This is a genomic window from Roseateles sp. GW821-FHT09G03 (assembly GCF_059416045.1).
The window spans coordinates 1-24,782 of the sequence record NZ_JBWKOK010000006.1 but is presented as its reverse complement, the minus strand read 5'-3'; the positions used below and the strand labels follow the sequence as shown (position 1 = coordinate 24,782).

Genomic DNA, 24,782 nt, shown 5'->3' with positions numbered 1-24,782 from the left:
GTCAAGCCGGTGTCCATCACGGCGGTTCCAGCGGTTCCGGCGGGCCCGCTCAGGACAGGCGATCGATCAGCGCCATCGCGGCGGCGGGCGCGCGCTCCTTCGCGCCGCTGATGAAGAACACGAACACGTCGCGCGCTCGCTTGGGCGGCGCGCGGTCGGCCTCGACCAGCGGCAGCCCGTCGGGCTGGCCGCCGGACTCCCAGCGCGAGGCGCTGGCGGCGAGTCCGTCGAGCTCTTCGTCCGTGACGCCGGTGACCAGCTCCGACCGCGTGCGCATCACCCGCGTGTAGACGAAGTCGGCGGTGAGGTCGGGGATCGGCGGATAGTCGTCGGACTCGGTGAACACGACACCCGCGCCGTGATCGCGCGCCATCGCCAGGAACTCCGGCGAACGGAAGCTCTCATGCCGGACATCGAGCGCATGCCGCAGCGTCACGCCGGCAGATTCCTTCGGCAGCAACTGGAGGAAAGCGCCGAAGTCGGCCGGATCGAAGCGCTTGGTGGTCGCGAACTGCCAGACGATGGGCCCCAGCTTGGGGCCGAGTTCCGCGACGCCGCTGTCGATGAAGCGCATCACCGATTCGCCGGCCTCGGCCAGCACGCGCCGGTTGGTCGCGAAACGGTTGGCCTTGAGCGAGAACACGAAGCCCTCGGGCGCGGTGTCGCGCCACTTGGCGAAGGTGGCCGGCTTGAAGGTCGAGTAGTAGGTGCCGTTGACCTCGATGGCGCTCAGCTTGCTGCTGGCGTATTCGAGTTCGCGCGAGGCGGGCAGGTCCTTCGGATAGAAGGTGTCGCGCCAGGGCTCGAAGTTCCAGCCGCCGATGCCCACGTGGATCGAGGTGCTCATGTCGTCGTGTCCTCCAGAAGTCGTTCGAGTCGGGTCTGTCCGCGGCGCGTCACGCGCAAAGCGCGGCTGTCGGGATCGGGGTCCAGCCAGTCCTGCGCCAGCATCGCCTGCAGCCACGCCGCGCCGAGCGCGCCGCCCAGGTGCGGACGGCGCTCGCTCCAGTCCATGCAGGCACAGGCCAAGCGGCGGCGGCGCGCGCCGGTGGCGGCATCGACGTCGACCCCGAGCGCGCGCAGCGCGTCCAGGCCCTCGCCGGTGAAACGATAACCGCGGACCTCGTCGGGGTCTGGCGTCATCCAACGCAGGCGCAGCGCGTGATCATGCAGCCGCACGCCCCAATGGCCGGCGAGGTGGTCGTAGCAGCGGCGGGCCTGACGCAGCGCGGGCGGGGTGCTGGGCTCGAAACGCGGTCGCGGCAGGCCGGCCAGCACCAGCATCGCTTCCAGCGCCTGGCCGACCTCGGGCCCGGCGAGCCGGTAGTAGCGGTGCTTGCCCTGCGCCATGCAGCCGACCAATCCCTGTCCGAGCAGCTTGGCCAGGTGCGCGCTGGCGGTCGAGGCGGCCACGTCGCCGACGGCGGCCAGCTCGGTCGCCGTGCGCGCGTGGCCGTCCATCAGGCAGCACAGCATGCGGGCGCGGACCGGCTCGGCCATGCTGGCGGCGATGTGGGCCAGCGCCTCGTCGGCGGTGGGGGCGTCAATCATGCTTCGATGCTAAGCGAAGCGTTCCCGGCAAACCATCGCGAAGATTCCCCCATGACCGCCTCCTGTCCCTTCCATTCGCCGCTGCTTGATCCGGACCTGCGCATGCGCCCGCCCGGCGAGCCGCTCCCGCCGCCGCTGCGCATGCACGGCGGGCCGCTGGCCGAAGTCTTTGCCCGCTGGTTGCGACAACGCGACGATGCGGCGCATGCGCCCGAGAAGGCCGCCTTGACGCGCGCACTGATGGCACTCTCGGACGACGACGTCCGCGCCCATGCGCGACGGCAGGCCGCGATCGCGCTGCCAGGCGGCTGGTCGCACTGGTCCTGGGCCGTGCCGGCCTCGACGGTCGCGAGCCTGCTGGGCATCGACATCCACGACGTCGACGCACAACGCCGGTTGCATGCCGACCTGCGCGCGATGGCGGCGGGTCTCGGCGCGAATGCCGATGCCGACGCGGTACGCGCTGGCGGCGAGGCGGTGGCCTCGTTGCTGGCGGCGCTCGACGACGCGGAGCGTCGTTCGCCGGACGCCCCGTTGCAATGGACCTTGCTGCGCCATGCGCCGCCGGCCCGCTGGACCGACCGCGCGGCGTTCACCGCCAACCGGCTGGCGCTGATCTGGCAGAGCCACGAGGCAGGCGCCGCGCTGCTCGGGCATGCGCTGCTCGCGTGGCGCTCGACCGGACACGTGCCTTCGCGCGAGGATCTGCTGCGCATCGCCCGCGAGGGCGGCGCGGTCCGCGTGACCCGGCGCTTCGATGTGCGGCAGGATCCCGCCGCGCCGGTGAGCGTTCCGCTTTCCGGCACCGATCATCCGTTCGGCGACGGCGCGCATCGCTGCCCTGGTCAAGGCCTGGCCCTGACGAGCCTCCACGGAGCGCTGACCTGGCTCTCCGAGCAGAGCGGTCCACGACTGCCGGAGGCCGCCGCGCCGCTGTCGCTGCCCAACATGGACATCCCGCAATTCCTGGACGACCTGGAAAACCTGGACAAGGAGACCCGCCCATGATCGCCGTCATCTTTGAAGTCATCCCCAGCGCTGAGGGGCGCGACCGTTACCTGGAACTGGCGGCGGAGCTCAAGCCGCTGCTGCAGGAGGTCGACGGCTTCCTCAGCATCGAACGCTTCCAGAGCCTGACCGACCCGGGCAAGCTGCTGTCGCTGTCCTTCTGGCGCGACGAGGAGGCGGTGCGCGAGTGGCGCCGCATCGAGGCGCACCGCGGCGCGCAGTCGGAGGGCCGCTCGGGTGTCTTCGCGGACTATCGGCTGCGCGTCGCTTCGGTGCTGCGCGACTACGGCATGACCGAGCGCGAGCAGGCGCCAGCGGACAGCCGCGAGCGGCATCGAGGCTGAATCCCTGCACGCTCAGGCAGGTGCGCGTCGCGCCAGGTCTCGCGCCGGGTCTCGCGCCTCACCCGCGTCAGGCGCGTAACGCGCGTAACGCGCCTTCCACCGGGGTCTCGTCGTCCGGCCGGACGATTTCGTCGCACGATCGCGGCCGGCGTCGGGCAGCGCGCCGAGAATCGCCGCCGCTCACACGACACGGCCTCGAGGCCGGACCCCGCCCATGTCATCCCCCCTCCTGCCCGCATCGGGTTCGCCGCGCCAGCACGGCCTGGACACGCTGCGCGCCGCGGCCATCCTGCTGGTCTTCGCGTACCACTATCAGGTCTTCGTCAGCGGCGTACCGACCTTCGGCTGGCTGAGCCGCATCGGCTGGGCGGGCGTCGACCTCTTCTTCGTGCTGAGCGGCTACCTGATCGCCAACCAGCTGATGGGCGGGATGAAGCGCGGCGGGCAGCTCTCGCTGCCGCGCTTCTACGGACGGCGCCTGCTGCGCACGCTGCCCAACTTCTACGTGGTGCTGGCGTTCTACTGGCTGTTACCGCAGGTGATGGGCGGCCGCGAGCCGCCGCCGCTGTGGCGCTTCCTGACCTTCACGCAGAACATCGAGCTGACGCCGGGGACGGCGTTCTCGCATGCGTGGTCGCTGTGCATCGAAGAGCAGTTCTACCTGATGCTGCCCGCGGCGTTGATGCTGGGGGCCGCGTTGAAGCGGCACCGCCGCGCGCTGGCATGGTCGCTGATCGGTGTCCTCACGCTCGCGGCGATCGCCTGGCGCGATCACCTGTGGCGTCTGTACGGGACACAGGACCCGTCGCTCGGCTACTACCCGCACCTGTACTACGGCAGCCTCGCACGCCTCGATGAATTCCTGCCCGGCGTCGCGATCGCCTTGCTGAAGCACGGCCACGCGGACCTCTGGGCGGCGTTGATGCGGCGCGCGAAAACATTGCTCGCGATCGGCACGGCGGCGAGCCTCGGCATGCTGACGCTGATGCTGCACTTCTATTACATCGACAACTACGGTTACGGCCACGCGATGAGCAGTTGGGGCTACAGCGCGCTGGCCTGGAGCTTCGGGCTGATGGTGCTGGCCGTGCTCGCGCCGCAGGGGACGATGGCGCATGTCCGGGTCCCTGGCGCGAATGCGTTGGCGCGCTGGTCGTATGCGCTGTACCTGACTCACAAGCCGATCGCCTTTGCCCTCGTGAAGCCGCTCGCGGCGCTCGGCCTGATGCGGGCGTCGGGCTGGACCGTGCTGGTGATCGCGGCAATCTGCCTGCTCGGCGGATGGCTGCTGTACCGGCTGGTGGAGTCGCCCTTCATGCGCCTGCGGGACCGTTGGATCCCTTCGCAATTCGTCGACACCCCGCGTGCTACAACGGTGGAAACAAGGAGCCCCCAGCATGCGTAGCCCTCTTTCTTCCGGTCCTTCCCGCACTGCCCGTCCTTACCGCCGCACGGCGATCCTGTCCGCGGGCGTTGCGGCGCTGGCGCTCATCACGTCGGCCTGCATGGCCGCCAACGCCGAAGAGATCGGCGACGTGAGCACGGTGTTCAAGTTCATCGGCCCGAACCACAAGATCGTCGTCGACGCGTACGACGACCCGGGCGTGAACGGCGTGACCTGCTACGTCTCACGCGCGAGGACCGGCGGCATCAAGGGCGGCCTCGGCCTGGCCGAGGACAAGTCGGAAGCATCGATCGCCTGCCGCGCGGTCGGACCGATCAGCTTCCCCAAGCCGCTGCCCAAGCAGGAGGAGGTGTTCTCGGAACGTTCCTCGCTGGTGTTCAAGCGCCTGCGCGTGGTCCGCATGGTCGACGCGAAACGCAACACGCTGGTCTACCTGACCTACTCGGATCGTGTGATCGAGGGTTCGCCGCAGAACAGCGTGACGGCCGTGCCGGTGGATCGAGGGACGGCGATTCCGTTGAAGTGATCCACGCCATCGACGTCAGTCCAAGGGCGCGTCCGTGCTGACGCTGACCGCCCGCCAAGCCTCGATCGACTCACTCATAGCCGCCAGTTTCTGTTGCACCAGCCCGAGCGCATCGCTGCCCAACAGCAGATGCGCGGGCGGCTGCGCCGCGCCGACGGCGAGGTCCACGATCACGCCCGCCGCCAGCGCCGGATCGCCCAGCTGCCGGCCGCTCACGGCCTGCCGCCGCGCGCGGATCGGATCGAAGGTCGCGTCGTAGTCGGCGATGCTGCGCTCGGAGCGCACCATCGACCGTCCCGCCCAATCGGTCCTGAAGGACCCTGGCGCAATCGCCGTGACGGTGATGCCCAGTGCGGCGACCTCCTTGCCCAGCGCTTCCGAGATGCCCTCCAGCGCGAACTTGCTGCCGCAGTAGTAAGTGATGCCGGGCATCGTGATGAAGCCACCCATCGAGGTCGTGTTGAAGATGCGACCCGCGCGCCGGCTCCGCATGAACGGCAGCACCGCCTTCATCATCGCGACCGCACCGAAGACGTTGACCTGGAACTGCTGGAGCAGGTCCTCGATCGGGCTCTCCTCCAGGATGCCCTCGTGGCCGTAGCCGGCGTTGTTGATGAGGACGTCGATCGGCCCCAGTTCGGCCTCGATGGCCGCCACCAGTGACTCCGCGAGCGCCAGCGCCGTCACGTCGTGCAGCCGCGCGTGGGCCCGGCCCGGGCAGAGCTGCTCGAAGTCATGCGCGGCTTCCGCGTTGCGCACCGTGCCGACGACGACGTGGCCATCCGCCAGGGCGCGTTGCGCGATCGCGCGCCCGAAACCGCTGCTGACACCGGTGATGAGGAAAGTCTTGCCGGATCGTTCCGACGATTGCGAGGGACGTGTAGGGGTCGTGTTCATGGTGGGGAATACTAGGAATCGGCGGGCCGCCTGGGCAGACCTGCGCGCCCACCGGTCTTGCCTATTCCTCCACCGGAGCATGAGACGGACCGCGAGCGAACGAGAATCCCCCTCCCATGCCCGACGCCACCCGCCAGCGCCAGATCCGCGACCTGCTGCTCCAGCTCGCGCCGACCGAGGGCTACACCGTGAGCCCCATCGACTCGGTGCGATGGCTGCGCAGCGACCGTCCGCTGGCCCGCACGCCCGTGCTCTACGAGCCGGGCATCGTCTTCGTCTGCCAGGGCCGCAAGCGCGGCTTCATCGGCAACCGGACGATCGTCTACGACGCCAGCCACTACCTCGTGGTCGCCGTGCCGGTGCCGTTCACGATGGAGACGGATGCGAGCGCGGAAGCGCCGCTGCTGGCCGCCTACCTGCGACTCGACCCGCTGCTGGCCGCGGAGGTCGCCCTGGCGATCGACCAAAGCGCCGACGCCCGCGACGGCGGCACGGAAGCGCGCCGGAACAGCGAGACGGCGCTCCGCCCCGACGGGGCGCTTGAAGCGATCGAGCCGCTCGGACTCGAGGCCTCTCCGATGGATGATCGGATCGAGGCGACCTTGCTGCGCTTCCTGGAAGCGATGGCGGATCCCGTCGAGACGGCGGTGCTCGGTCCCGCGCTGCTGCGGGAGTTGTACTTCCGCATCCTCAGCGGCGCGCAGGGCGCGACGCTGCGGAGCGTGCTCGGCGAGCGTGGGCACCTGGGGCGCATCGCGTTGGCGCTCAAGCGCATCCACGCGGACTATGCGGAGCGCCTCGACGTCTCGCGGCTGGCGCGCGAGGCGGGCCTGGGGCCCGCCGCCTTCCACGCGCACTTCAAGGCGGTCACGCAGACCACGCCGATGCAGTACCTGAAGTCGACGCGCCTGCACCGGGCGCGGCTGCTGATGCTGCAGAAGGGCATGACGGCCGCCGCGGCCGCGGACCGCGTGGGTTATGCGAGCGCCTCACAGTTCAGTCGCGAGTTCCGCCGGCTCTTCGGCCAGACGCCCCAGGCCGAGGTGGCAAGGTTGAAGGCCTCGTTCGCCATCCCGGAGCAGGAGGACGAGACGTTCGTGTCGTCTCATTGAGCGGAATGTTCTGCTCCTGCGGACGCGGAGGGCGTCGCAGGCGTCGCGGCACGCGCGACCTCGAACCCCTCGTCGATCCAGCCCGTCAAGCCGCCGATCATCAGCTTCACCGGCCGTCCGAGCTTCGCGAGCCGGATCGCGCCGCGGTGCGCGCCGTTGCAATGCGGACCGGCGCAGTAGACGACGAACAGCGTGTCCATCGGGTACGCGGCCATCTTGCCCTCGGTGATCTTGCCGTGCGGCAGGCTCACGGCGCCGGGGACGTGACCGCGGGCGTACAGCTCGTGGCTGCGCACGTCGAGCAGCACGAAATCCTCGACGCCGCGCGTGAACGCGTCGTGCACGTCCCAGCAGTCGGTCTCGAAGGCGAACGCCTGCTCGAAGTGCGCGAGCGCCTGGGCGCTCGGAGCGGCGGGGATGGCGGAGATGTTCGAGCTCATCGGAGAGTCCTTCAGCGGAGTGGGTCGATGGCAGTCAGTGTCGCGAAGCCCGCTCGTTCAGACGAGTGGCCGGAATGCCGTTGATCGGTAAGATCGCGCCATGCCTCATCTTGTCGCGATCCTGGCCTATGACCGGCTCTGCATGTTCGAGTTCGGCTGCGCGGTCGAGCTCTTCGCGCTCGAACGTCCGGAGCTCGGCGTCGCCTGGTACCGGCACGCGATCTGCGCCGCAGAGCCCGGTCCGCTGCGCGGCACCGGCGGCGTGCGCGTCGAGGCGCCGCACACGCTGGCGATGCTGCGACGCGCCGACACCATCGTCATCCCCGGATGGCGCGATGCCGCCGAACGTCCGCCCGAGGCGCTGCTCAAGGCCGTACGCGCCGCCCACGCGCGCGGCGCGCGGCTCTGCACGATCTGCTCCGGCGTCTTCGTGCTCGCGCATGCGGGACTGCTCGACGGGAAGCGCGCGACCACGCACTGGCGCTACGCCGAGCGGCTCGCGCAGGAGTTCCCGTTGATCGACGTCGATCCGTCGGCGCTCTATGTCGACGAGGGGCAGCTGATCACTTCGGCGGGATCGGCGGCGGGCCTCGACATGCTGATGCACCTCGTCCGCCGCGATCACGGTCCGCGCGTCGCCAACGCGGTGGCGCAGCGGCTGGTGATGTCGCCGCACCGCGAGGGCGGTCAGGCGCAGTTCGTGCCGAGGCCGATGCCCGCTGACGAATCGAGTCCCATCGCCGTGCTGCAGGACTGGCTGCGCGCGCATCCGCGCGAGGCGCACACCGTCGCGTCGATGGCTCGCCGCGCCGCGATGAGCGCACGCACGCTGCAGCGACGCTTCAAGGACACCACCGGCCTCGCGCCGCTCGAATGGCTGACCCGCGAGCGCGTCGCCATCGCGAAGGAGCTGCTCGAGACCCGCGGGACGCTCGATGTCGAGGCGGTGGCGGACCTGGCCGGTCTCGGGTCGCCGGAGTCGATGCGGCGGCACTTCCGGTTGATGGGGCTGCCGGCACCGTCACGGTACCGGCGGCAGTTCGGCTGAACGACTGGACGATCGCACGGTCGAGCAGCCGAGCAGCCAAACAAGCGGCCCGTCGGGCCATCGGGCGAAGGCGGAACGTTCAACGGAACACGATGCACGCCGCGCCCGGCATCGCGATGAAGCGACCGTCGAAGCGCGGCAGCGCCTCGCCGTCGATCCGGAACACGCAGACCTGATGACTGCGCTGCAGGCAGACCCACAGTTCCCGTCCGTCCGGGCTGAACGTCGCGCTGCGCGGGTAGCTCCCTTGCGCCCAGGTTTCGCCCCGCCATGACGGGCGACCCTGCTCGTCGAGGTCGAAGACGGCGATCGCGTCGTGCAAGCGGTTGAGCGCGAACAGTCGACGGCCGTCCGGCGCGACGAGCAGGTCCGAGGCGTAGCTCAAACCTTCGAATCCTGCGGGCAAGCTGCTGAGCCGCAGCCGATGCGTCAGGCGACCCGCCTCGTCCAGGCCCAGCCAGTCGAGCGCGTTCGCCTGCTCATTGAGCAGATAGAGCTGACCGTCGTCCCTCGGATGAAAGACGAAATGTCGCGGGCCTGAGCCCGTCGGCAGCATCAGGCCGTCGATCTCGACAGGGTCCACCGCGACACCGTCGAGTCGCCACACCCGCAGCAGATCGCGCCCGAGGTCGCTGGCCAGCATCAATGGCCATCGCGGGTGTCGTCGGACCATGTGCGCATGCGCCTCCGCCGCGGGGTCTGCACCGAGGCGCGGCTCGAGGATCCGCTCGGGCGCCTGGAGGGCGCCATCCGCGCCGATCGCCGCGCGACGCAGCGTGCCGTCGCCGTAATGCGCGATCCATGCCTGGCGCGTCGAATCGTCGACAGCCAGATGCACCGGCAGCTTGCCGCCAGTCGCCTGTCGAGCCAGCAGCGTCAACGCGCCCTCCCTCGCATCGACGTCGAAGGTCGCCAACTCGTGACCGTCCTCCAGCAGGGCATGCAGGCGTCGCCCGCCATCGGCGAGATGCAGCCACGTCGGGCTGCCCGGCAGCGCCGCCGCGAGGCGCGCATGGATGCGACCGTCGGCATCGCGCACCAGCGCATGGATGCCGGCGCATTGCGGCGCATAGCCGCCCGCGTAGGCGAACGGCTGGCTTTCGGGCGGGCCGGAGGAGATCGGGGGCGTCGGGTGGCTCATCGGGCTGCGACTTTACGTGTCGGGAGACCGTCCGGCGCCCCTCCCGCGCAAGCCCCAACCCGGACGGGCGCCGACACGGCCACAATGCCTCGTCATGACCAGTTCACGCCCGCCTCGCCGGCGGGCGCCGCGCGTATGCGTTTCGACGTCCCGACGCTGTTCAGCCTGATGCTGATCCAGTCCCTGGCGCTGGCGCTGCTGCTGCCGCTGCTGCTCGGCTGGTGCGACAGCATCGCCGCCCGTCGCGCCCAGCTCAGCGCAGCCGCGCAGGCCGCCGGCTGGGCGCTGCTGCTGCTGCCGCCCGACGGCATGCGCCCGACGGCGATCGTCGCGCTCGGGTTGCTGAGCCTCAGCGTCACGCTGCTGTGGATGGCCGCCGACCGGTGGTTGCCGGGCCGGCTCGGCCGCCTCTTCCAGTACGGCATGCCGGTGCTGGTCATGGTCGGTTATGGCGCCGGCTGGGACAACTACGCGCTGCGCCTGGCGTGGTCCAACGGCTGCATCGGGCTGCAGATGCTCGCGCTCGGCGCCAGCCTGATGCAGCCGATCAAGCGCGGCCCGGTCGGCAACCTGCGCTGGCGGCTGCTGTTCACCGTCAGCCTCGGCCTGCTGGCCGTGCTCAACCTGGCGCGCGCCTACCTGGCCGGCTTCGACACGGCCCACCTGCCCAGCTTCGACGCGCCGCATCCGCTCAACATGCTCTTCGCCGTCGTCGCCAACGTCTGCGTGCTGGCGGCCGCGATCGCGATCCTCGTGGCCTGGCGCGGCGAGAGCGAGGCCGAACTGCGCCGCCTCACCCAGATCGACGCGACCACCGGGCTGGCCAACCGCCGCGCCTTCCAGCAGCGGTCGGTGGACATGATCTCGATGGCCCGCCGCTACAGCGAGCCGCTGATGCTGATCGTCATGGACGTCGACGGCTGCAAGGCGATCAACACCACGCACGGCGAGGCCAAGGGCGACCAGGCCATCGCGCTGTTCGGCCGTTGCCTGGACGAGCAGAAGCGCCTCGGCGACGTCGTCGCGCGCATCGACGGCCAGCGCTTCGCGGTGCTGATGGCGCGCTCCGATCTGGTCGGGCCGCCCGCGCTCGACCGCCGGCAGCGCGACGCGCTGCTGGAGCTCGCGCCGCGCGAGCTCGGTTTCACGCTGGGCTACTCCGCCGGCTGGGCCAAGCTGCGCAACGGCGACCGCAACATCGAGGACCTGCTGCACCGCGCCGAGGCGGCGCTCTATGCCGCCAAGCGCCAGGGAAAGGGGCGTCTGTGCGCCGAACCGGGGCTCGAGGCCGAGCTCAGCGTGGCCGTTCCGGCTTGAGCCCCCCGCATCCGCGGGGCCGCAGAGCCGCGGCCTCGGCACGGACACCGCCTTGCCGGCCACCGGCCATCGCCTCGCACGCGTCGAGATGTGACGCGATTCACGCCACTCGCCCTCTCCGCGTGACCGTCGCGCGGCAATCGCCCAGTCGACATGTGCCGTCGATCAACTGGCATGACGTTTGCGTCAGGGTTTTCCAGGTCCCTCCGCGATCCACGAGATCGGCCGGGACGTCGTTGTATCGAGACCTGGAGTTCTGCCCATGCATGTCGCCCTCAGCCCCACGGCCGTTCACGCCCGAGCCCCTCGCGCCCTCAACCCGCTGGCCAGCGATGCCGCCGCGTCGCAGCACCTGCAGCGCGCGCCGATGGAGATCGTCAAGCTGACCTCCCGCGACCTGCAGTGGCTCCCCGCGCTGACGACCCTGCTGATCGACAACGTGCATCTTGGCGCGACGCTGGGCTTCCTGGCCCCGCTGTCGCGTTACCAGGCGCTGGACTACTGGCACGGGGTCTTCGCCCGGCTGGGCCAGCACCACATGCTGTGGATCGCCTGCGAATCGGAAGGTCCCGGCCGTCTGCTGGGCGCGGTCCAGCTGTCGCTGTGCCCGCTGGCCAATGCGCACCACCGTGGGGAAGTCCAAAGGCTGATGGTGCACAGCCAGGAGCGCACCCGCGGCGTGGCCGGACAGTTGATGTCGCGCCTGGAGTGCGCGGCGGCGACGCAGGGGCGCTTCCTGCTGCAGCTCGAGACCTGCGCGGACTCGCAGGCGGAAGCGGTGTTCGCGCATTTGGGCTGGCAGCGCGCCGGCCAGATCCCGGATCACTGCCATGGCGCCGAGGGCCAGCTGCAGGCGGCCGCGCTCTACTACAAGCGTCTGCCGCATCTGGTCTGACGGCCATACGATCTCGTGATGGACCTGATCGAACTGCGCGGCACCGACCGCGACTGGATGCCGGCGCTCGGTGAGCTGTTCTTCGACGTCGTCGACGGCGGCGGCTCGCTGGGATTTCTCGAGGATGTCGACGAGGCGCAGATGCGCGAGTACTGGGACGGCGTGTTCGAGCAGCTCGGTCCGCGCCATCGGCTGTGGATCGTGCGGGAGGGCGACCGGGCGCTCGGCACGGTGCAGCTGTCGATCTGCGGCAAGCCCAACCAGCGCCATCGCGCGGACGTGATGAAGCTGATGGTCCATCGCGACGCGCGGCGGCGCGGCATTGCCGTCCAGTTGATGGCCGTGCTGGAACGGACCGCGCGCGACGCGGGGCTCACGCTGCTCACGCTCGACACCGAAGCGCAGTCGGCCGCGGAAAGCTTCTACCAGTCGCAAGGCTTCCAGCGCACCGGCGAGATCCCGTTCTTCGCCGCCAACCCGCAGGGCGAGCTTCAGGCGACCGCGCTGTACTGGAAGCGGCTGGATTGAGCGCTCATCGGCATCCCGAAGCGCCACGCGTCCGGGGTCCGGGCCCTCGTCCCGTCATCGCGACAGGCGCATCAGCTTGCCGCCGTCCGTCACCGTCAGCAGCGCGCCGTCGCGCGCCTGGATCACGTCGCGGAAGCGTTCGCCGAGATCCCCGAACATCTTCTCCTTGCCGGTCACCGTGTCGCCGTTCAGCGTGAGGCGCCACAGCGCCGTGCCGGCCAGCGAGCCCGAGACCAGTTGCCCGCGCCACTCCGGGAACATGCTGCCCGTGTAGAAGACCAGCCCCGCCGGCGCGATCGAGATCGGCGTCCAGGTCGTCAGCGGCTCGACGTAGGTCGGTGCATGGGTGCCGCCGCCGATGCGGCAGGCGTCGCCGACCGGCGAGCCGTATTCGCAGCCGTAGCTCTTGATGGGCCAGCCGTAGTTCTGGCCGGCGCGCGCGATGTTGACTTCGTCGCCACCTTGGGGGCCGTGCTCGGTGATCCACAGGTCGCCGGTCTGCGGATGCAGCGCGGCCCCCTGGATATTGCGGTGGCCGTAGCTCCAGATGCCCGGCTTCGCGCCTGCGGCGAAGGCCGGGTTGTCCGTCGGGATGCTGCCGTCGCGGTTCACGCGGATCACCTTGCCCAGCGTCTGCTGCAGGTCCTGCGACGGGCTGCCCTTCATGCGCTCGCCGGTCGTGATGTAGAGCGTCTTGTCGCGCGCGAAGACCAGCCGCGAGCCGAAGTGTCCCGAGCCGTCGACCTTCGGTGACTGGCGGAAGATCACCTGCACGCCGGTCAGCGCGTCGCCCTCGAGCCGGCCGCGCGCGACCGTGGTGCCGGCCTTGCCGGACTCGGCGCCGGTACCCGCCTCCGAGTAGGAGAAGTAGACCCAGTTGCTGCCGGCCGTCGCGAAGTCCGGGTCGATCGCGACGCCGAGCAATCCGCCCTGCCCGCTGTCCAGCACCTTGGGCACGCCGGTGATCGTCGCCTCGGTCTTGCCGGCCGCGGACAGGCGCACGATCGAGCCGCCCTTCTGCGTCACCAGCAGCCGGCCGTCCGGCAGCTGCACGAGGCCCCAGGGACGATCGAGCGTGCTGTTCAGCGTCTGCATGGACGGCGCCGCGGCACCGCCGCCGGGCTGGGTCGGCGTGGCCGTGTCGTCGCCGCTGCCGCCACCTCCGCCACACGCCGTCGCCGCCAGTGCGACCGCCAACGTCGACATCCATTCCGCCACGCTCATGCCCGTTCTCCTTGTGCTGATCGAGGGGGCCGCCAGAAGTCCGGCAGCCCGCGACGGCGTCACGACGCCGTGAAGTCGACCAGTCTAGGCCGGCCCTGCGACGGAGTTGCAAGCGGATGCAATCGGCCCCGCCGTGCCCTCCCGCGGCACGGGCAATCGCCATGCGCGCCCCGGTCGGGGCCCCGGCGCCGGCCGCATGCCCCTGCTTGTGCAGGCCCCGCGCTTCCTCTACCCTGACCGCAGTCCGGCTCCAGACCCACGTCCAACTCTTGCCTGAGAGGAACGAGCCATGTCCCCCACCCCCTCCCCCGACACGGAAGGCCCCCCCGCCGGCAGCCCAGGCGGCGTCGCGGTGCCGCAGCATCCCGGCATCGCGGCGATCCGCACCCTCGCGCTGACAGGGCCGGCCGGCGCCGGCAAGACCACGCTGGCCGAGGCCCTGCTGCTGAAAGCCGGTGCCATCAAGACCGCCGGCAGCATCGAGAAAGGCAGCACCGTCAGCGACCACGATCCGCTCGAGAAGCGGATGCTGCACTCGCTGCAGGCCTCGCAGATGCACATCACGCATGAAGGCCTGCGCATCCACCTGCTCGACACGCCCGGCGCGCCCGATTTCATCGGGCAGGCGCTGCCGGCGCTCGAGGCGGTCGAAACGGTCGCCGTCGTCATCAACGCGCAGAACGGCCTCGAGCTGATGGTCCAGCGGATGATGGACGCGGCCGCCGGCCGCGACCTCACGCGGCTGATCATCGTCAACAAGATCGATGCGCCGGGCGTCGACGCGCAGGCGCTGCTCGGCCGACTCCGGGAAGCCTTCGGCCGCGAATGCCTGCCGCTGAACCTGCCCGCCGCAGGCGGCGCGCGGGTGCAGGACTGCTTCTTCGGTTGCAGCGGCGAGAGCGACTTCGGCTCGGTCGAGGCGGCCCATCGCGCGCTCGTCGAGCAGGTCGTCGAGGTCGATCCCGACTTCGTCGACCGCTACCTCAACGACGGCGACGTGCCCGCCACCGAGCTGCATGCCCCGTTGGAACAGGCCTTCCGCGAGGGGCACCTGATCCCCGTGTGCTTCGTGTCCGCGCGCACCGGCGCGGGCATCGCGGAGCTGCTCGACGTCATCGAGAAACTGCTGCCCAACCCCTACGAAGCCAACCCGCCGCAGTTCATGCGGCGCGAGGGCGACGAGGCGGAGCCGCTGATCGTCGCGATGGACCCGGCGCAGCACGTCGTCGCGCATGTCTTCAAGATCCAGTCGGATCCCTACCTCGGGAAGCTCGCGATGCTGCGCGTCCACCAGGGCACGCTGAAGAAGAACGCCCAGCTGTTCGTCGGCCACGCGCGCAAGACGGTGCGGGTCGCGCATCTGTTCATGCTGCAGGGCAAGGAGCACGTCGAGATCGAGCAGGCGCTGCCCGGCGACCTGTGCGCGCTGGCCAAGATCGAGGAGCTGCACTACGACGCGGTGCTGCACGACGCGCAGGAGGACGAGCATCTGCACCTCGCGCCGATCGCGCTGCCGACGCCCGTGCACGGCGTGGCGATCCGGCCCAGCCGGCACGGCGACGAGCAGCGGCTGTGGGAGGTGCTCGCGCGTCTGGTCGAGGAAGACCCGTGCCTGCGCCTGGAGCGTGGCGGCCACGAGGAGGGCCTCGGCCCGCAGGGCGGGGAGACGCTGGTCTACGGGCTGGGAGAGCTGCACCTGCGGGTGCTGCTCGACCGGCTCAAGGAGACCTACAAGTTCGACGTCCAGACCCAGCCGCCGCGGATCGCGTACCGCGAGACGATCTCGGCGAAGGCCGAGGGCCATTACCGCCACAAGAAACAGACCGGCGGCGCCGGGCAGTTCGGCGAGGTCTGGCTGCGCATCGAGCCGCTGGAGCGCGGCGCGGGCTTCGAGTTCCGCGACGAGGTCAAGGGCGGCACCATCCCCGGCCAGTTCATGCCGGCGGTCGAGAAGGGCGTGCGGCAGGCGCTGGCGCAGGGCGTCGTGGCCGGGTATCCGGTCGTCGACCTGCGGGTGACCGTCTTCGACGGGAAGCACCATTCGGTGGACTCCAAGGAGATCGCCTTCATCACGGCGGGCAAGCGGGCGCTGATCGCGGCCGTCCGCGAAGCGCGCCCCGTGGTGCTGGAGCCGATCGTGCAGGTCGAGATCAGCGCGCCGGAAAACGCGACCGGGGACATCACCGGGGACCTGGCGTCGCGACGCGGCCAGGTGCTCGGGACGCGCAGCAGCGTGCCGGGACTGATCGGCGTCGACGGGCTGGCGCCGTTGGCCGAGCTCAGCGCCTACCAGAACCGCCTCAACGCCATGACGAGCGGCCAGGGGCGCTACACGATGGTGCTGTCCCACTACGAGGCGGTGCCCCCCAATACGCAGGCCCAGCTGGCGGCCGGCTACCACCTGAAGGAGGAGGAGTAGGCCCCGGATCCCTCGCCGTAGCGCTACCACGCCGATGGGCACGGTGCGGGCCCCGGGGTGGGGGCCGGGCGTTTGTGAACGAAGCTTTATCATTGGGGGATGTATTCCCCCCACCGCGACGTCGCCCAGATCCGCCTGGACAACGCTATGCGCCTGTTCGACGAGTTCGTCTCCGCGACGATCAAACACCCCGATGCCGCCGCCCTGCGCGGCCTGGAGCGCCGTTTCGCCGAACGCCTGCAGATCCAGCCCAGCTACTGGAGCCAGATCAAGAGCCGGTCGCGGCAGATCGGGGAACGGCTGGCCCGCCAGTTCGAACAGCTGACCCACAAGCCCAACGGCTGGATGGATCAGGAACACGGCCCGCTCGGCACCGACGCACCCGCGGTCGGCGGTACCTCGCAGGGCAACACGGCTTTATCAGGTGCCCACCGGCCCGCAGCGGCGGAGACCTCCCCCAGCCTGCCGCAGGACGACGATGAGCGCTTCATCGTCGGCCTGGTGCTGACCTACTACCGACGTCACCCGCAGCGGGCTCGCACGCGCCTGCTGGACCTGCTGGGCGAGGTGCTCACCCCGCCCGCGCCGAACGCGCCTCCGGTGCCCGCCCCCAAGGCCGCCGCGCCCGCGCCCTCCGATATCGACGACTGGCACAAGCTGCAGCGGAGCATCGCACCGCTGAAGTCCAAGAAGCGCTGACGCGCTTCTCCCGCTCGTCCCCACCTCCTGCCCGCGCGGCTCGCCATTCCGGCGGGCGTCAGCCTGCGCGCGTCCCGTCGCCCTGGGACAACGTCTGATGAAAAGCACTTGCGCTTGATAATCAGATGTTTATCATCTGCGCAACTTTTGAGCCCCCGCCGCAACGGCCGCGCAGTCAGGCGCCGTCCCGGGACCGAGGCGCTCACGTTTGTCCGACCCCTTTCCGTCCCCTTTCGTCTGTCATCACAGGAGGCTGCCATGGCCCAGTTCACCGCTCCCCGTCCGCGTCTCGCAATGACCGCGCGCAAGCCGCGCAATCCCTTCGTGGCCCTGAGCCACGGCCGTTCCGCAGGCCGTCATGGCCCCACCGCCGGCGGCCGCCGCCAGCAGGAACAGCAGGCCCTGAAGCGCGCGCTTCAGCGGCACGACGACTTCAGCCCTTGAACGGGTAGCCTCCGACGGAACGGGATGTCTTCCCGGTCCGGCGCAGGCCGCCCCGGGAGACAAGAAATGCAAGAGATCACCTTGATGCCAGGCCGCATGCACGGTCTGGTCCGCCAGCAAAGCCTCCGGGGCTGGCTGGCGATCCTGCTGCTCAGCGCCGGCGGGCGCCTGATCAGCTGGGCCTGGCGCGTCGCTCCGGCGGCGCGTCGGGAAGCACCGGCCGCAGGGCTGGAGTTCCATGCCGACGCCGACGGCGCCGGCCGGATCTACGTCGACGGCCAACTGCAGGGCACCCTCGCGGGTGTGCAACGGCTGTGATGCCGGTCTGGCTCGCGGTCGCCGTGGCCGCGGTGGGGATCAAGCTCGCGGGCGCCGAGCCGATATACGATGAACAACATTCACCGTGCATCGCCGCCCACGCGTCGACCCCGCTTCATGACCCAGAGCGCTCCGCCCGATGCATCTGCCCCGTCCGGGAACGGGCCGGGGAATCCGCCGATTCCCACCCCGGCTCCGGCGGCGCAGACGTCGTTCCAGCCGCTGACCCGGCCCTTGCCGGATCTGGCGGCGTGGACGGCCCGCTTTCGCGACATGGAGATCCCGGTGCTGGCCAGCACGGCCGAGCAACTGGAACTCTGGCGCGCGAATGAGGACGCGGTCGACGCGCACCTCCTCGGCGAGTTCCTGAGCAAGGACCCGCTGATGACGCTCAAGCTGCTGGCGCATGCCGCGTCGCAGCGCTCCAGCCGGCTGCTGACCGACACCGAGACGGTCACAGCCGCGCTGGTGCTGATGGGCATCACCCCCTTCTTCAAGGCCTTCGGCGAACAGCCGACGGTCGAGCAACGGCTGGCGGACCGGCCGGATGCGCTGGCCGGCATCCAGCGTGTGCTGCATCGCGCCGAACGCGCGGCCCGCTTCGCGCTGGGCTTCGCCGCGCACCGCGCTGATCCCGACGCCGCCGTCGTCCACAGCGCCGCATTGCTGCACGATTTCTCCGAGATGCTGCTGTGGTGCGAGGCACCCGATCTGGCGCTCGAGATCCAGCGCCGCCAGGACGCCGATCCGGCGCTGCGCAGCGTCGCGGCGCAGCGCGCGGTGCTCAACGTCGAGCTCGGCGACCTGGAACAGGCGTTGATGCGCACCTGGCATCTGCCGGAGCTGCTTGCCCACATCGTCGACGACAAGAAGGTCCACGACCCGCAGGTCCGCAGCGTGATGCTGGCGGTACGGCTGGCGCGGCATACCGCGCAGAGCTGGGAGAACCCAGCCGTTCCGGACGACCTCATCGAGATCGGTGAGCTGATGAGCCTGTCTCCGGCCCACACGCTGAAACTCGTCCATGAGGTCGACGGCGTCGTCTGACCTCGCGCGGCGTTACGCTGTCCGCTTCACAAGACGCGAACACCGCGAGGAGACAGCATGGCAGGCCCCGATCAAGCGTTCTGGCAAGAACGGTTCGAAACCGGTCAGACCGGCTGGGACCGCGGCGGGCCGCATCCGCAACTCGCGGCCTGGTTGAGCGAAGGCCTGCTCGGCAAGGGCCAGCGCATCGTGGTGCCCGGCTGCGGTCGAGGCCACGAGTTGGCCGTCCTGGCCCAGGCGGGACTCGACGTGACCGGGCTCGACTACACGCCGGCGGCTGTCGAGATCGCCCGCACCAGACTCAAGGACGAGCATCTGCCGGGTCGGGTCGAGCAGGCGGATGTGCTGGCCTGGCGTCCCGACCAGCCAATCGACCTCATCTACGAGCAGACCTGTCTCTGCGCCCTGCACCCCGATCAATGGACGACCTACGCCGAGCAGTTGCAGCGCTGGCTCAAGCCGGGTGGGCGGCTGCTCGCTTTGTTCATGCAGGCGCGGCGTGAGGAGTCCGAACACGGCCAGGTCGTCGGCCCGCCGTATCACTGCGACATCAACGCGGTGCGCGCGCTGTTCCCGCTCGCCCTTTGGAAGTGGCCGGCACCACCCTACGTGCAACGCCCCCACGAACGGGGATGGTTCGAACTGGCCGTGGTCCTGGAGCGCCGCTGACGCACCGGTTCAGACCGGCAGCGCCGTCGTGTTTTTCAGGCGGTCCAGGACGAAGCTCGTCTTGCAGTCCTGCACGCTGGGATGGCGCAGCAGGGTGTCGCTGATGAAGCGGGCGTAATGGCTCATGTCCTCGACGAGGACGCGCAGCAGGTAGTCCATCTCCCCCGTCAGGGCGGCGCACTCCACCACTTCGGGCCAGGTCTGGACCGCGGCGCGGAACAGGTCCATCGGCGTGCGCTTGTGGCTTTCGGTGTGCTTCTCGAGGCGGACGTTGATGTAGGCCGTGAGCCCCAATCCCACACGTTCCGGGCTCACCAGTGCCACGTAGGCGGTGATCACGCCCCCTTCCTCCAGCCGCCGGACCCGCCGCAGCACTGCGGACGACGACAGGTTCACCTGCGCCGCCAGCGCGTCGTAGGTCATGCGCCCGTCGGCCTGAAGGGCGTGGAGGATGCGCCGGTCGATCGCATCGAGCTCGATCTGCTTGTCCATGCGGGGATTCTTGCAGGATTCCTGCGCCCCACGCCATGAGGACGATGCGGATCGCAGAAATCCTGCGCCCCCCACCTTCTACAGTGACGCCATCGCATTTCTGACCAGATCCCCTTGACCGGGCTTCGGAGACACACATGGCATTCACCCCCTGGGACAACCCGATGGGCACCGACGGCTTCGAGTTCATCGAATTCGCGGCACCCGATCCCGCCGCGCTCGGTGCGCTGTTCACCTCGATGGGCTTCGTCGCCGTCGCCCGCCACCGTCACAAGAACGTGACGCTGTATCGCCAGGGCGATGTGAACTTCATCATCAACGCCGAGCAGGACGCGTTCGCGCAGCGCTTCGCGCGGCTGCACGGCCCGTCGATCTGCGCGATCGCGTTCCGGGTCAAGGACGCCGCTTTCGCCTATCGCCGCGCGCTGGAACTGGGCGCCTGGGGCTTCGACAACAAGGCCGGCCCGATGGAGCTGAACATTCCGGCGATCAAGGGCATCGGCGACTCGCTGATCTACTTCGTGGACCGCTGGCAGGGTAAGAACGGCGCGGCCGCCGGCGAGATCGGCAACATCAGCATCTACGACGTCGACTTCGTCCCGCTGCTCGACGCCGAAGGCAAGCCGGTGCAGTCGACGCCGAAGGGTCATGGCCTGACCTACATCGATCACCTGACCCACAACGTCTTCCGTGGCCGCATGAAGGAATGGGCCGAGTTCTACGAGCGCCTGTTCAACTTCCGCGAGGTCCGTTACTTCGACATCGAGGGCAAGCTGACCGGCCTGAAGTCCAAGGCGATGACCAGCCCCTGCGGCAAGATCCGCATCCCGATCAACGAGAGCAGCGACGACAAGAGCCAGATCGCGGAGTACCTGGACCTGTACCACGGCGAGGGCATCCAGCACGTGGCGCTGGGCACCGATGACATCTACGCCAGCATCGAAGGCATGCGCGGAACCGGCGTCGTCTTCCAGGACACGATCGAGACCTACTACGACCTCGTCGCGAAGCGCCTGCCCGAGCACAACGAGAACCTCGACGAACTGCGCCGCCTGCGGATCCTGATCGATGGCGCCGCGCACCAGGGCGCGCCGCACGAGTTGCTGCTGCAGATCTTCACCAAGGAAGTGATCGGTCCGATCTTCTTCGAGATCATCCAGCGCAAGGGCAATGAAGGCTTCGGTGAAGGCAACTTCAAGGCGCTGTTCGAGAGCATCGAACTCGACCAGATCCGCCGCGGTGTGCTGAAGGCCGACGCCTGAGCCTCGCCTGACTCAGCCCGCCCGGCTCGCTCTCTCGAGCGCAGGCTCGGCGGGCTCTTCGAGCAACTGCATCGCCCGTTCGAAGGCTTGCGGCTCGAACACCAGCTGCAGATGTCCCCGCGCCGGGAGGTGCAGGACGCGGGCGCCGGGCAGGATGGCCGTCTCCGCCGGAAACACGATCTGATCGCAGTGCCCGTAGAGGCAATCGAAATGGCCGGCCAGTTGCGCCGGCTCTTCACGCGCCATCTGGTTCAGCCATTCTGAATCGCCACGCATCTGGCGGGCGTTTTCGGTCGTGCCGAGCTTCGCCAGCAACGTGCCGTGATGCGGGGTACCCAGCGTCAGGATGCGATGGATGCGATCGAAGGCATGTGCCTGGCTGCGCCACCAGGCGCGGGCGCTCAGGCCCCCCATGCTATGGGCGACGATCAGCGGCGCCTGACCGGTGCGCTCCTGCAGCGTACGCATGGCCGCGTCGATCAGAGGCGCGTAGCGGTCAATCGAGCCGAATGCCGGTTCTTGGGTGACCGCAATGAAGGGGATGCCCCGCTCGCGCAGCGCTTTCATCCATCCGTTCCACAGGCCGCGGTTGCAGCTGTAGCCATGCAGAAGCACAACGCCCCGCCGGCCGCGCGCCTGGGCCTCTTCGGGGATGAAATCGGGCTCCTGATGTTCCGCCCACGGTTGCTGCCAACTGAACACCTTGGTCACCACGACGACTTCGCGCCACCAGGCCTGCAGGAGATCGCCCAGCGGCGCGGTCCGCATGCCCGGCGCCGGCGGCACGACGCGCAGGACGAGGAAATGCGGCAGCATCGTCAACGGCGGACCGAGCACGAACAACGCCAGCACGCCGAGGCCGACCCATGGCGTCCAGTGGACGCCCGCCCACAGGGACAGCAGCGGTCCGAAGACCCAGCGAAACAAGGAGGTGAGGCGTTGCAGCCTGCCGTTCATCCGGACTCCCGGGCAAAGCGTCGAGTGTAGAGGCGGGCTCGAACGCACCGGAACTTCGGAAAATTCTGCGCCGGAGCGCGCCGCGTGTGGGAACACCGGCGTTGTCCCTCACGTGACGGGTCGGCCTAGGGCATCCCCGCTACGAGGAGACCGCGCCAGCCGCCAGCATCGGCAGTTCCTCTGGGGCCCGCCCCTTCCCGATATCAAGAACGCGACGAGGAGACATGACCGCAACGCACACCGACAAGCCCTGGCTGAAGAACTATCCGCCGGGCGTCCCCGCTGAGATCCCCGTCGATGTCTATCCCTCGCTGGTGGCCCTGCTTGAAGAGGCATTCCGCAAATACGCGCGCCGCGACGCGGCCGCCTGCATGGATCAGCGCCTGACCTTCGCGCAGGTCGACGAACTCTCGACCGCGCTTGGCGCGTGGCTGCAGCATCGAGGCCTGGCGCGTGGTGCCCGCGTCGCCATCATGATGCCGAACGTCCTGCAATACATGGTGACGATCGCCGCAATCCTGCGGGCAGGCTATGTGGTCGTGAACGTCAATCCGTTGTACACGCCTCGTGAACTCGAGCATCAGCTGAAGGACTCCGGCGCCGAAGCCATCATCGTTCTGGAGAACTTTGCCAAGACCCTGTCGGAGGTCATCGACCGGACGCAGGTGAAGCACGTGGTCCTCACCGGCCTGGGTGACATGCTCGGATGGTGGCGTGGGCCGCTGATCAACTTCGCAGTCCGCCATGTCAAAAAGATGGTGCCGGAGTTCCGCCTGCCATTGACGGACGGGCGCAGCGTCACGCGTTTCAACAAGGCGCTCGAGGAGGGCGCGGGACAGTCACTGAAGCCCGTGCAAGTCAGTGCCGAGGACCCAGCCTTCCTGCAATACACCGGTGGGACGACAGGGCTGTCCAAGGGAGCGACGCTGCTGCATCGCAACGTCGTGGCCAACATCCTGCAGAGCGAAGCATGGTTCGCGCCCATGCTCAGCAAGCTGGGCGACAAGCCGTTGACCATCGTCTGTGCGCTACCGCTGTATCACATCTTCGCGCTCACGGCCTGCTACATGCTGGGTGCCCGAATGGGGATCATGAACCTGCTGATCCCGAATCCGCGCGACATTCCTGGCCTGATCGCCACACTGCGCAACTACCGCGTGAACATGTTCCCCGCGGTCAATACGCTGTTCAATGCATTGGCCAACGACCCCACCTTCGCCAAGCTCGATTTCAGCGAACTGGTGATCTCCAACGGCGGAGGCATGGCAGTTCAACAGGCGACAGCCGAGAAATGGGCGCGCATTACGGGCTGTCCTGTCGTTGAAGGCTACGGACTGTCGGAGACGTCGCCTGTCGCGACGGTCAACCGGCTGGATCTGGACCAGTTCAACGGGTCAATCGGGCTGCCGGTTCCGAATACAGAGATTGCCATCCGCGACGATGACGGAAATGACGTGCCTCTGGGCCAGCGCGGCGAGATCTGCATCCGAGGCCCTCAGGTGATGGCCGGATATTGGAATCGGCCCGAAGACACCGCGCAGGCCATCGGCCCGGATGGATTCTTCAAGACCGGCGACATCGGTGTCATGGACGCGGAAGGCTTTACGCGCATCGTCGATCGAAAGAAAGACATGATCCTCGTCAGCGGGTTCAACGTCTATCCCACCGAGATCGAGCAGGTCGTGAATCTGCATCCAGGAGTGCTGGAATGTGCCGCGGTCGGCGTGCCGGATCAGCATTCCGGTGAGGCGGTGAAACTCTTCGTCATCAAGAAGGACTCGGCGCTCGCGGAAGAGGATCTGTCCGCCTACTGCCACAAGCAGTTGACCGGCTACAAACGCCCCAAATACATCGAATTCCGGGATGAATTGCCTAAGACAAACGTCGGCAAGATCCTGCGGCGGGAGCTCCGCCAGTAACGCTCCCGCCAGCTCAGTATTCCCGCGAAGATGAATCAGCCACCTCCGCTTTCTGCAAATATCACGGTACTGGAGCGAGGGTGGCTGTCATCCAACAATATCCTGCTGCATGGCGCAACTCCCGAGGAGGGAGCAGTACTGGTCGATACCGGCTATGTATCTCATTCCGAGCAGACACTCGCCTTGGTCGCCACCGCGCTGCGGCCAGGAGAGACGGTTCGTCTCATTGCCAATACACACCTACACTCTGATCATTGCGGCGGCAATTTCGCCGTCTCGCGGCTGTATCAGTGTCCAATACTGATACCACCGGGCGATTTCTCGGCCATACAGCGTTGGGACGAACCAGCCCTGAGTTATCAGGTTACGGGACAGCAGTGCGAGCGTTTCACTCCAAGCGGCAAACTGATGCCGGGTCATGCGCTTCAACAAGCTGGACACGAGTGGCAGATCCATGCGGCACCTGGCCACGATCCCCACTCAGTGATTCTCTTCGAACCCGAAAGCGGCACGCTCCTCTCGGCCGACGCCTTATGGGAACGAGGGTTTGGAATCATCTTCCCTGAGTTGGACGGTGACGACGCCTTCGCCGAGGTTGCGGCCACGCTCGACATCATCGAAGCCCTTCGGCCGAAACTCGTCATTCCAGGCCACGGTGCGCCTTTTCACGCTGTCGAGGCGGCCTTGCTCACGGCACGTGAGCGGCTCCAGTATTTCCGACGCGAGCCTCGACGGCATGCCTTGCATGCCGCCAAAGCCCTGACCGTATTTCACTTGCTTGAGATCCGGCAGTGCTCAATCGAGGAGTTGATGACGTGGCTACAGAGAGTTCCTATTCTCGTCAGCACATGGCGAAAATTCTTCGCCAATGAACCGTTTTCAAAATGGTCAACGCAACTGATACAAGATCTTGTGCGAGCCGGTACGCTGCGACAGCAATCGACGACGGTATCTGTCCCCGAAACTTGAATAGCAACGCAAGCAATTCAGAAAAGACAAAACCCCTCGATCATTGCTGATCGAGGGGTTTGGCGGTGTATTAGCCTGACGATGACCTACTTTCACACGGGAATCCGCACTATCATCGGCGCTGAGTCGTTTCACGGTCCTGTTCGGGATG

The 24,782-nt window shown here is 68.4% G+C and carries 26 protein-coding genes; 18 read left to right on the top strand and 8 right to left on the bottom strand.

Annotated elements, in window-relative coordinates; all coding sequences use genetic code 11:
* Window positions 1-49: 49 nt before the first annotated feature.
* A complete protein-coding gene (locus AC07OZ_RS20970) occupies window positions 50-847 on the bottom strand; it encodes a DUF72 domain-containing protein (RefSeq protein ID WP_495469016.1) in 798 nt (265 codons plus the stop codon).
* Complete coding sequence (locus AC07OZ_RS20965; RefSeq protein ID WP_495469015.1) at window positions 844-1,551, bottom strand: ArsR/SmtB family transcription factor; 708 nt, start codon at window positions 1,549-1,551, stop codon at window positions 844-846. The genes AC07OZ_RS20970 and AC07OZ_RS20965 overlap by 4 nt, the downstream gene beginning before the upstream one ends.
* 51 nt (window positions 1,552-1,602) lie before the next feature.
* Here AC07OZ_RS20965 and AC07OZ_RS20960 point away from each other — a divergent pair, with 51 nt between their 5' ends.
* The 4 genes from AC07OZ_RS20960 to AC07OZ_RS20945 all read left to right on the top strand — a co-directional run bounded on the left by AC07OZ_RS20960 (window position 1,603) and on the right by AC07OZ_RS20945 (window position 4,834).
* Window positions 1,603-2,559 (top strand): hypothetical protein, encoded by a 957-nt coding sequence (locus tag AC07OZ_RS20960; RefSeq protein WP_495469014.1) that lies wholly within the window; start codon window positions 1,603-1,605, stop codon window positions 2,557-2,559.
* The gene (locus AC07OZ_RS20955; protein WP_495469013.1) at window positions 2,556-2,903 is read left to right on the top strand and encodes an antibiotic biosynthesis monooxygenase family protein; all 348 of its coding nucleotides are present in this window, start codon (window positions 2,556-2,558) and stop codon (window positions 2,901-2,903) included. The genes AC07OZ_RS20960 and AC07OZ_RS20955 overlap by 4 nt, the downstream gene beginning before the upstream one ends.
* A gap of 214 nt (window positions 2,904-3,117) precedes the next feature.
* On the top strand, window positions 3,118-4,308 hold the full coding sequence (locus tag AC07OZ_RS20950; protein WP_495469012.1) for an acyltransferase family protein: 1,191 nt from the start codon (window positions 3,118-3,120) through the stop codon (window positions 4,306-4,308).
* Window positions 4,309-4,408: 100 nt separating this feature from the next.
* A complete protein-coding gene (locus AC07OZ_RS20945; RefSeq protein ID WP_495469391.1) occupies window positions 4,409-4,834 on the top strand; it encodes a CreA family protein in 426 nt (141 codons plus the stop codon).
* A 15-nt stretch (window positions 4,835-4,849) separates the two neighbouring features.
* Here AC07OZ_RS20945 and AC07OZ_RS20940 read toward each other — a convergent pair whose 3' ends face one another.
* Complete coding sequence (locus tag AC07OZ_RS20940) at window positions 4,850-5,731, bottom strand: oxidoreductase (protein WP_495469011.1); 882 nt, start codon at window positions 5,729-5,731, stop codon at window positions 4,850-4,852.
* Window positions 5,732-5,847: 116 nt separating this feature from the next.
* Here AC07OZ_RS20940 and AC07OZ_RS20935 point away from each other — a divergent pair, with 116 nt between their 5' ends.
* Window positions 5,848-6,843 (top strand): AraC family transcriptional regulator, encoded by a 996-nt coding sequence (locus tag AC07OZ_RS20935; RefSeq protein ID WP_495469010.1) that lies wholly within the window; start codon window positions 5,848-5,850, stop codon window positions 6,841-6,843.
* Here AC07OZ_RS20935 and AC07OZ_RS20930 read toward each other — a convergent pair.
* Window positions 6,837-7,283 carry a rhodanese-like domain-containing protein gene (locus AC07OZ_RS20930; RefSeq protein ID WP_495469009.1) on the bottom strand — a complete coding sequence of 149 codons (447 nt, stop codon included), beginning with the start codon at window positions 7,281-7,283 and terminating at the stop codon, window positions 6,837-6,839. The genes AC07OZ_RS20935 and AC07OZ_RS20930 overlap by 7 nt on opposite strands.
* Before the next feature lie 100 nt (window positions 7,284-7,383).
* Between AC07OZ_RS20930 and ftrA the strand changes: the two genes are divergently transcribed.
* Entirely contained in the window at window positions 7,384-8,331 is a 948-nt protein-coding gene (gene ftrA, locus AC07OZ_RS20925) for a transcriptional regulator FtrA (RefSeq protein ID WP_495469008.1), read from the top strand.
* A gap of 79 nt (window positions 8,332-8,410) precedes the next feature.
* On the opposite strand, the gene AC07OZ_RS20920 is transcribed toward ftrA, so the two are convergent.
* On the bottom strand, window positions 8,411-9,472 hold the full coding sequence (locus tag AC07OZ_RS20920; RefSeq protein WP_495469007.1) for a lactonase family protein: 1,062 nt from the start codon (window positions 9,470-9,472) through the stop codon (window positions 8,411-8,413).
* Window positions 9,473-9,556: 84 nt separating this feature from the next.
* Here AC07OZ_RS20920 and AC07OZ_RS20915 point away from each other — a divergent pair, with 84 nt between their 5' ends.
* The 3 genes from AC07OZ_RS20915 (at window position 9,557) to AC07OZ_RS20905 (ending at window position 12,212) form a co-directional block, all read left to right on the top strand.
* Window positions 9,557-10,789, top strand: a complete 1,233-nt coding sequence (locus tag AC07OZ_RS20915; RefSeq protein WP_495469006.1) for a GGDEF domain-containing protein — start codon at window positions 9,557-9,559, stop codon at window positions 10,787-10,789.
* 262 nt (window positions 10,790-11,051) lie between these two features.
* On the top strand, window positions 11,052-11,684 hold the full coding sequence (locus tag AC07OZ_RS20910; protein WP_495469005.1) for a GNAT family N-acetyltransferase: 633 nt from the start codon (window positions 11,052-11,054) through the stop codon (window positions 11,682-11,684).
* Between the two features lie 18 nt (window positions 11,685-11,702).
* On the top strand, window positions 11,703-12,212 hold the full coding sequence (locus AC07OZ_RS20905; protein ID WP_495469004.1) for a GNAT family N-acetyltransferase: 510 nt from the start codon (window positions 11,703-11,705) through the stop codon (window positions 12,210-12,212).
* Window positions 12,213-12,266: 54 nt separating this feature from the next.
* Here the strand turns inward: AC07OZ_RS20905 and AC07OZ_RS20900 are convergent, their stop codons facing one another.
* The gene (locus AC07OZ_RS20900) at window positions 12,267-13,436 is read right to left on the bottom strand and encodes a PQQ-dependent sugar dehydrogenase (RefSeq protein ID WP_495469003.1); all 1,170 of its coding nucleotides are present in this window, start codon (window positions 13,434-13,436) and stop codon (window positions 12,267-12,269) included.
* A gap of 289 nt (window positions 13,437-13,725) precedes the next feature.
* Between AC07OZ_RS20900 and fusA the strand changes: the two genes are divergently transcribed.
* The 6 genes from fusA to AC07OZ_RS20870 all read left to right on the top strand — a co-directional run bounded on the left by fusA (window position 13,726) and on the right by AC07OZ_RS20870 (window position 19,032).
* The gene (gene fusA, locus AC07OZ_RS20895) at window positions 13,726-15,855 is read left to right on the top strand and encodes an elongation factor G (protein WP_495469002.1); all 2,130 of its coding nucleotides are present in this window, start codon (window positions 13,726-13,728) and stop codon (window positions 15,853-15,855) included.
* A gap of 99 nt (window positions 15,856-15,954) precedes the next feature.
* Window positions 15,955-16,554 (top strand): hypothetical protein, encoded by a 600-nt coding sequence (locus AC07OZ_RS20890; RefSeq protein WP_495469001.1) that lies wholly within the window; start codon window positions 15,955-15,957, stop codon window positions 16,552-16,554.
* A gap of 258 nt (window positions 16,555-16,812) precedes the next feature.
* Window positions 16,813-16,998, top strand: a complete 186-nt coding sequence (locus AC07OZ_RS20885; protein WP_495469000.1) for a hypothetical protein — start codon at window positions 16,813-16,815, stop codon at window positions 16,996-16,998.
* Window positions 16,999-17,064: 66 nt separating this feature from the next.
* A complete protein-coding gene (locus tag AC07OZ_RS20880) occupies window positions 17,065-17,316 on the top strand; it encodes a hypothetical protein (RefSeq protein ID WP_495468999.1) in 252 nt (83 codons plus the stop codon).
* Between the two features lie 117 nt (window positions 17,317-17,433).
* Window positions 17,434-18,363, top strand: coding sequence for an HDOD domain-containing protein (locus AC07OZ_RS20875; RefSeq protein ID WP_495468998.1), 930 nt, complete (start codon window positions 17,434-17,436; stop codon window positions 18,361-18,363).
* 57 nt (window positions 18,364-18,420) lie between these two features.
* Entirely contained in the window at window positions 18,421-19,032 is a 612-nt protein-coding gene (locus AC07OZ_RS20870) for a methyltransferase domain-containing protein (protein ID WP_495468997.1), read from the top strand.
* A gap of 9 nt (window positions 19,033-19,041) precedes the next feature.
* On the opposite strand, the gene AC07OZ_RS20865 is transcribed toward AC07OZ_RS20870, so the two are convergent.
* A complete protein-coding gene (locus AC07OZ_RS20865) occupies window positions 19,042-19,524 on the bottom strand; it encodes an Lrp/AsnC family transcriptional regulator (RefSeq protein ID WP_495468996.1) in 483 nt (160 codons plus the stop codon).
* A gap of 137 nt (window positions 19,525-19,661) precedes the next feature.
* On the opposite strand from AC07OZ_RS20865, the gene hppD reads away from it, so the two are divergent.
* Window positions 19,662-20,786, top strand: coding sequence for a 4-hydroxyphenylpyruvate dioxygenase (hppD, locus tag AC07OZ_RS20860; RefSeq protein ID WP_495468995.1), 1,125 nt, complete (start codon window positions 19,662-19,664; stop codon window positions 20,784-20,786).
* Window positions 20,787-20,798: 12 nt separating this feature from the next.
* Here the strand turns inward: hppD and AC07OZ_RS20855 are convergent, their stop codons facing one another.
* Window positions 20,799-21,743, bottom strand: a complete 945-nt coding sequence (locus AC07OZ_RS20855) for an esterase/lipase family protein (protein ID WP_495468994.1) — start codon at window positions 21,741-21,743, stop codon at window positions 20,799-20,801.
* Window positions 21,744-21,967: 224 nt separating this feature from the next.
* On the opposite strand from AC07OZ_RS20855, the gene AC07OZ_RS20850 reads away from it, so the two are divergent.
* Both AC07OZ_RS20850 and AC07OZ_RS20845 read left to right on the top strand, forming a co-directional pair.
* Window positions 21,968-23,662 (top strand): long-chain-fatty-acid--CoA ligase, encoded by a 1,695-nt coding sequence (locus AC07OZ_RS20850; protein ID WP_495468993.1) that lies wholly within the window; start codon window positions 21,968-21,970, stop codon window positions 23,660-23,662.
* Window positions 23,663-23,692: 30 nt separating this feature from the next.
* A complete protein-coding gene (locus tag AC07OZ_RS20845; RefSeq protein ID WP_495468992.1) occupies window positions 23,693-24,631 on the top strand; it encodes an MBL fold metallo-hydrolase in 939 nt (312 codons plus the stop codon).
* Window positions 24,632-24,782: the final 151 nt, after the last annotated feature.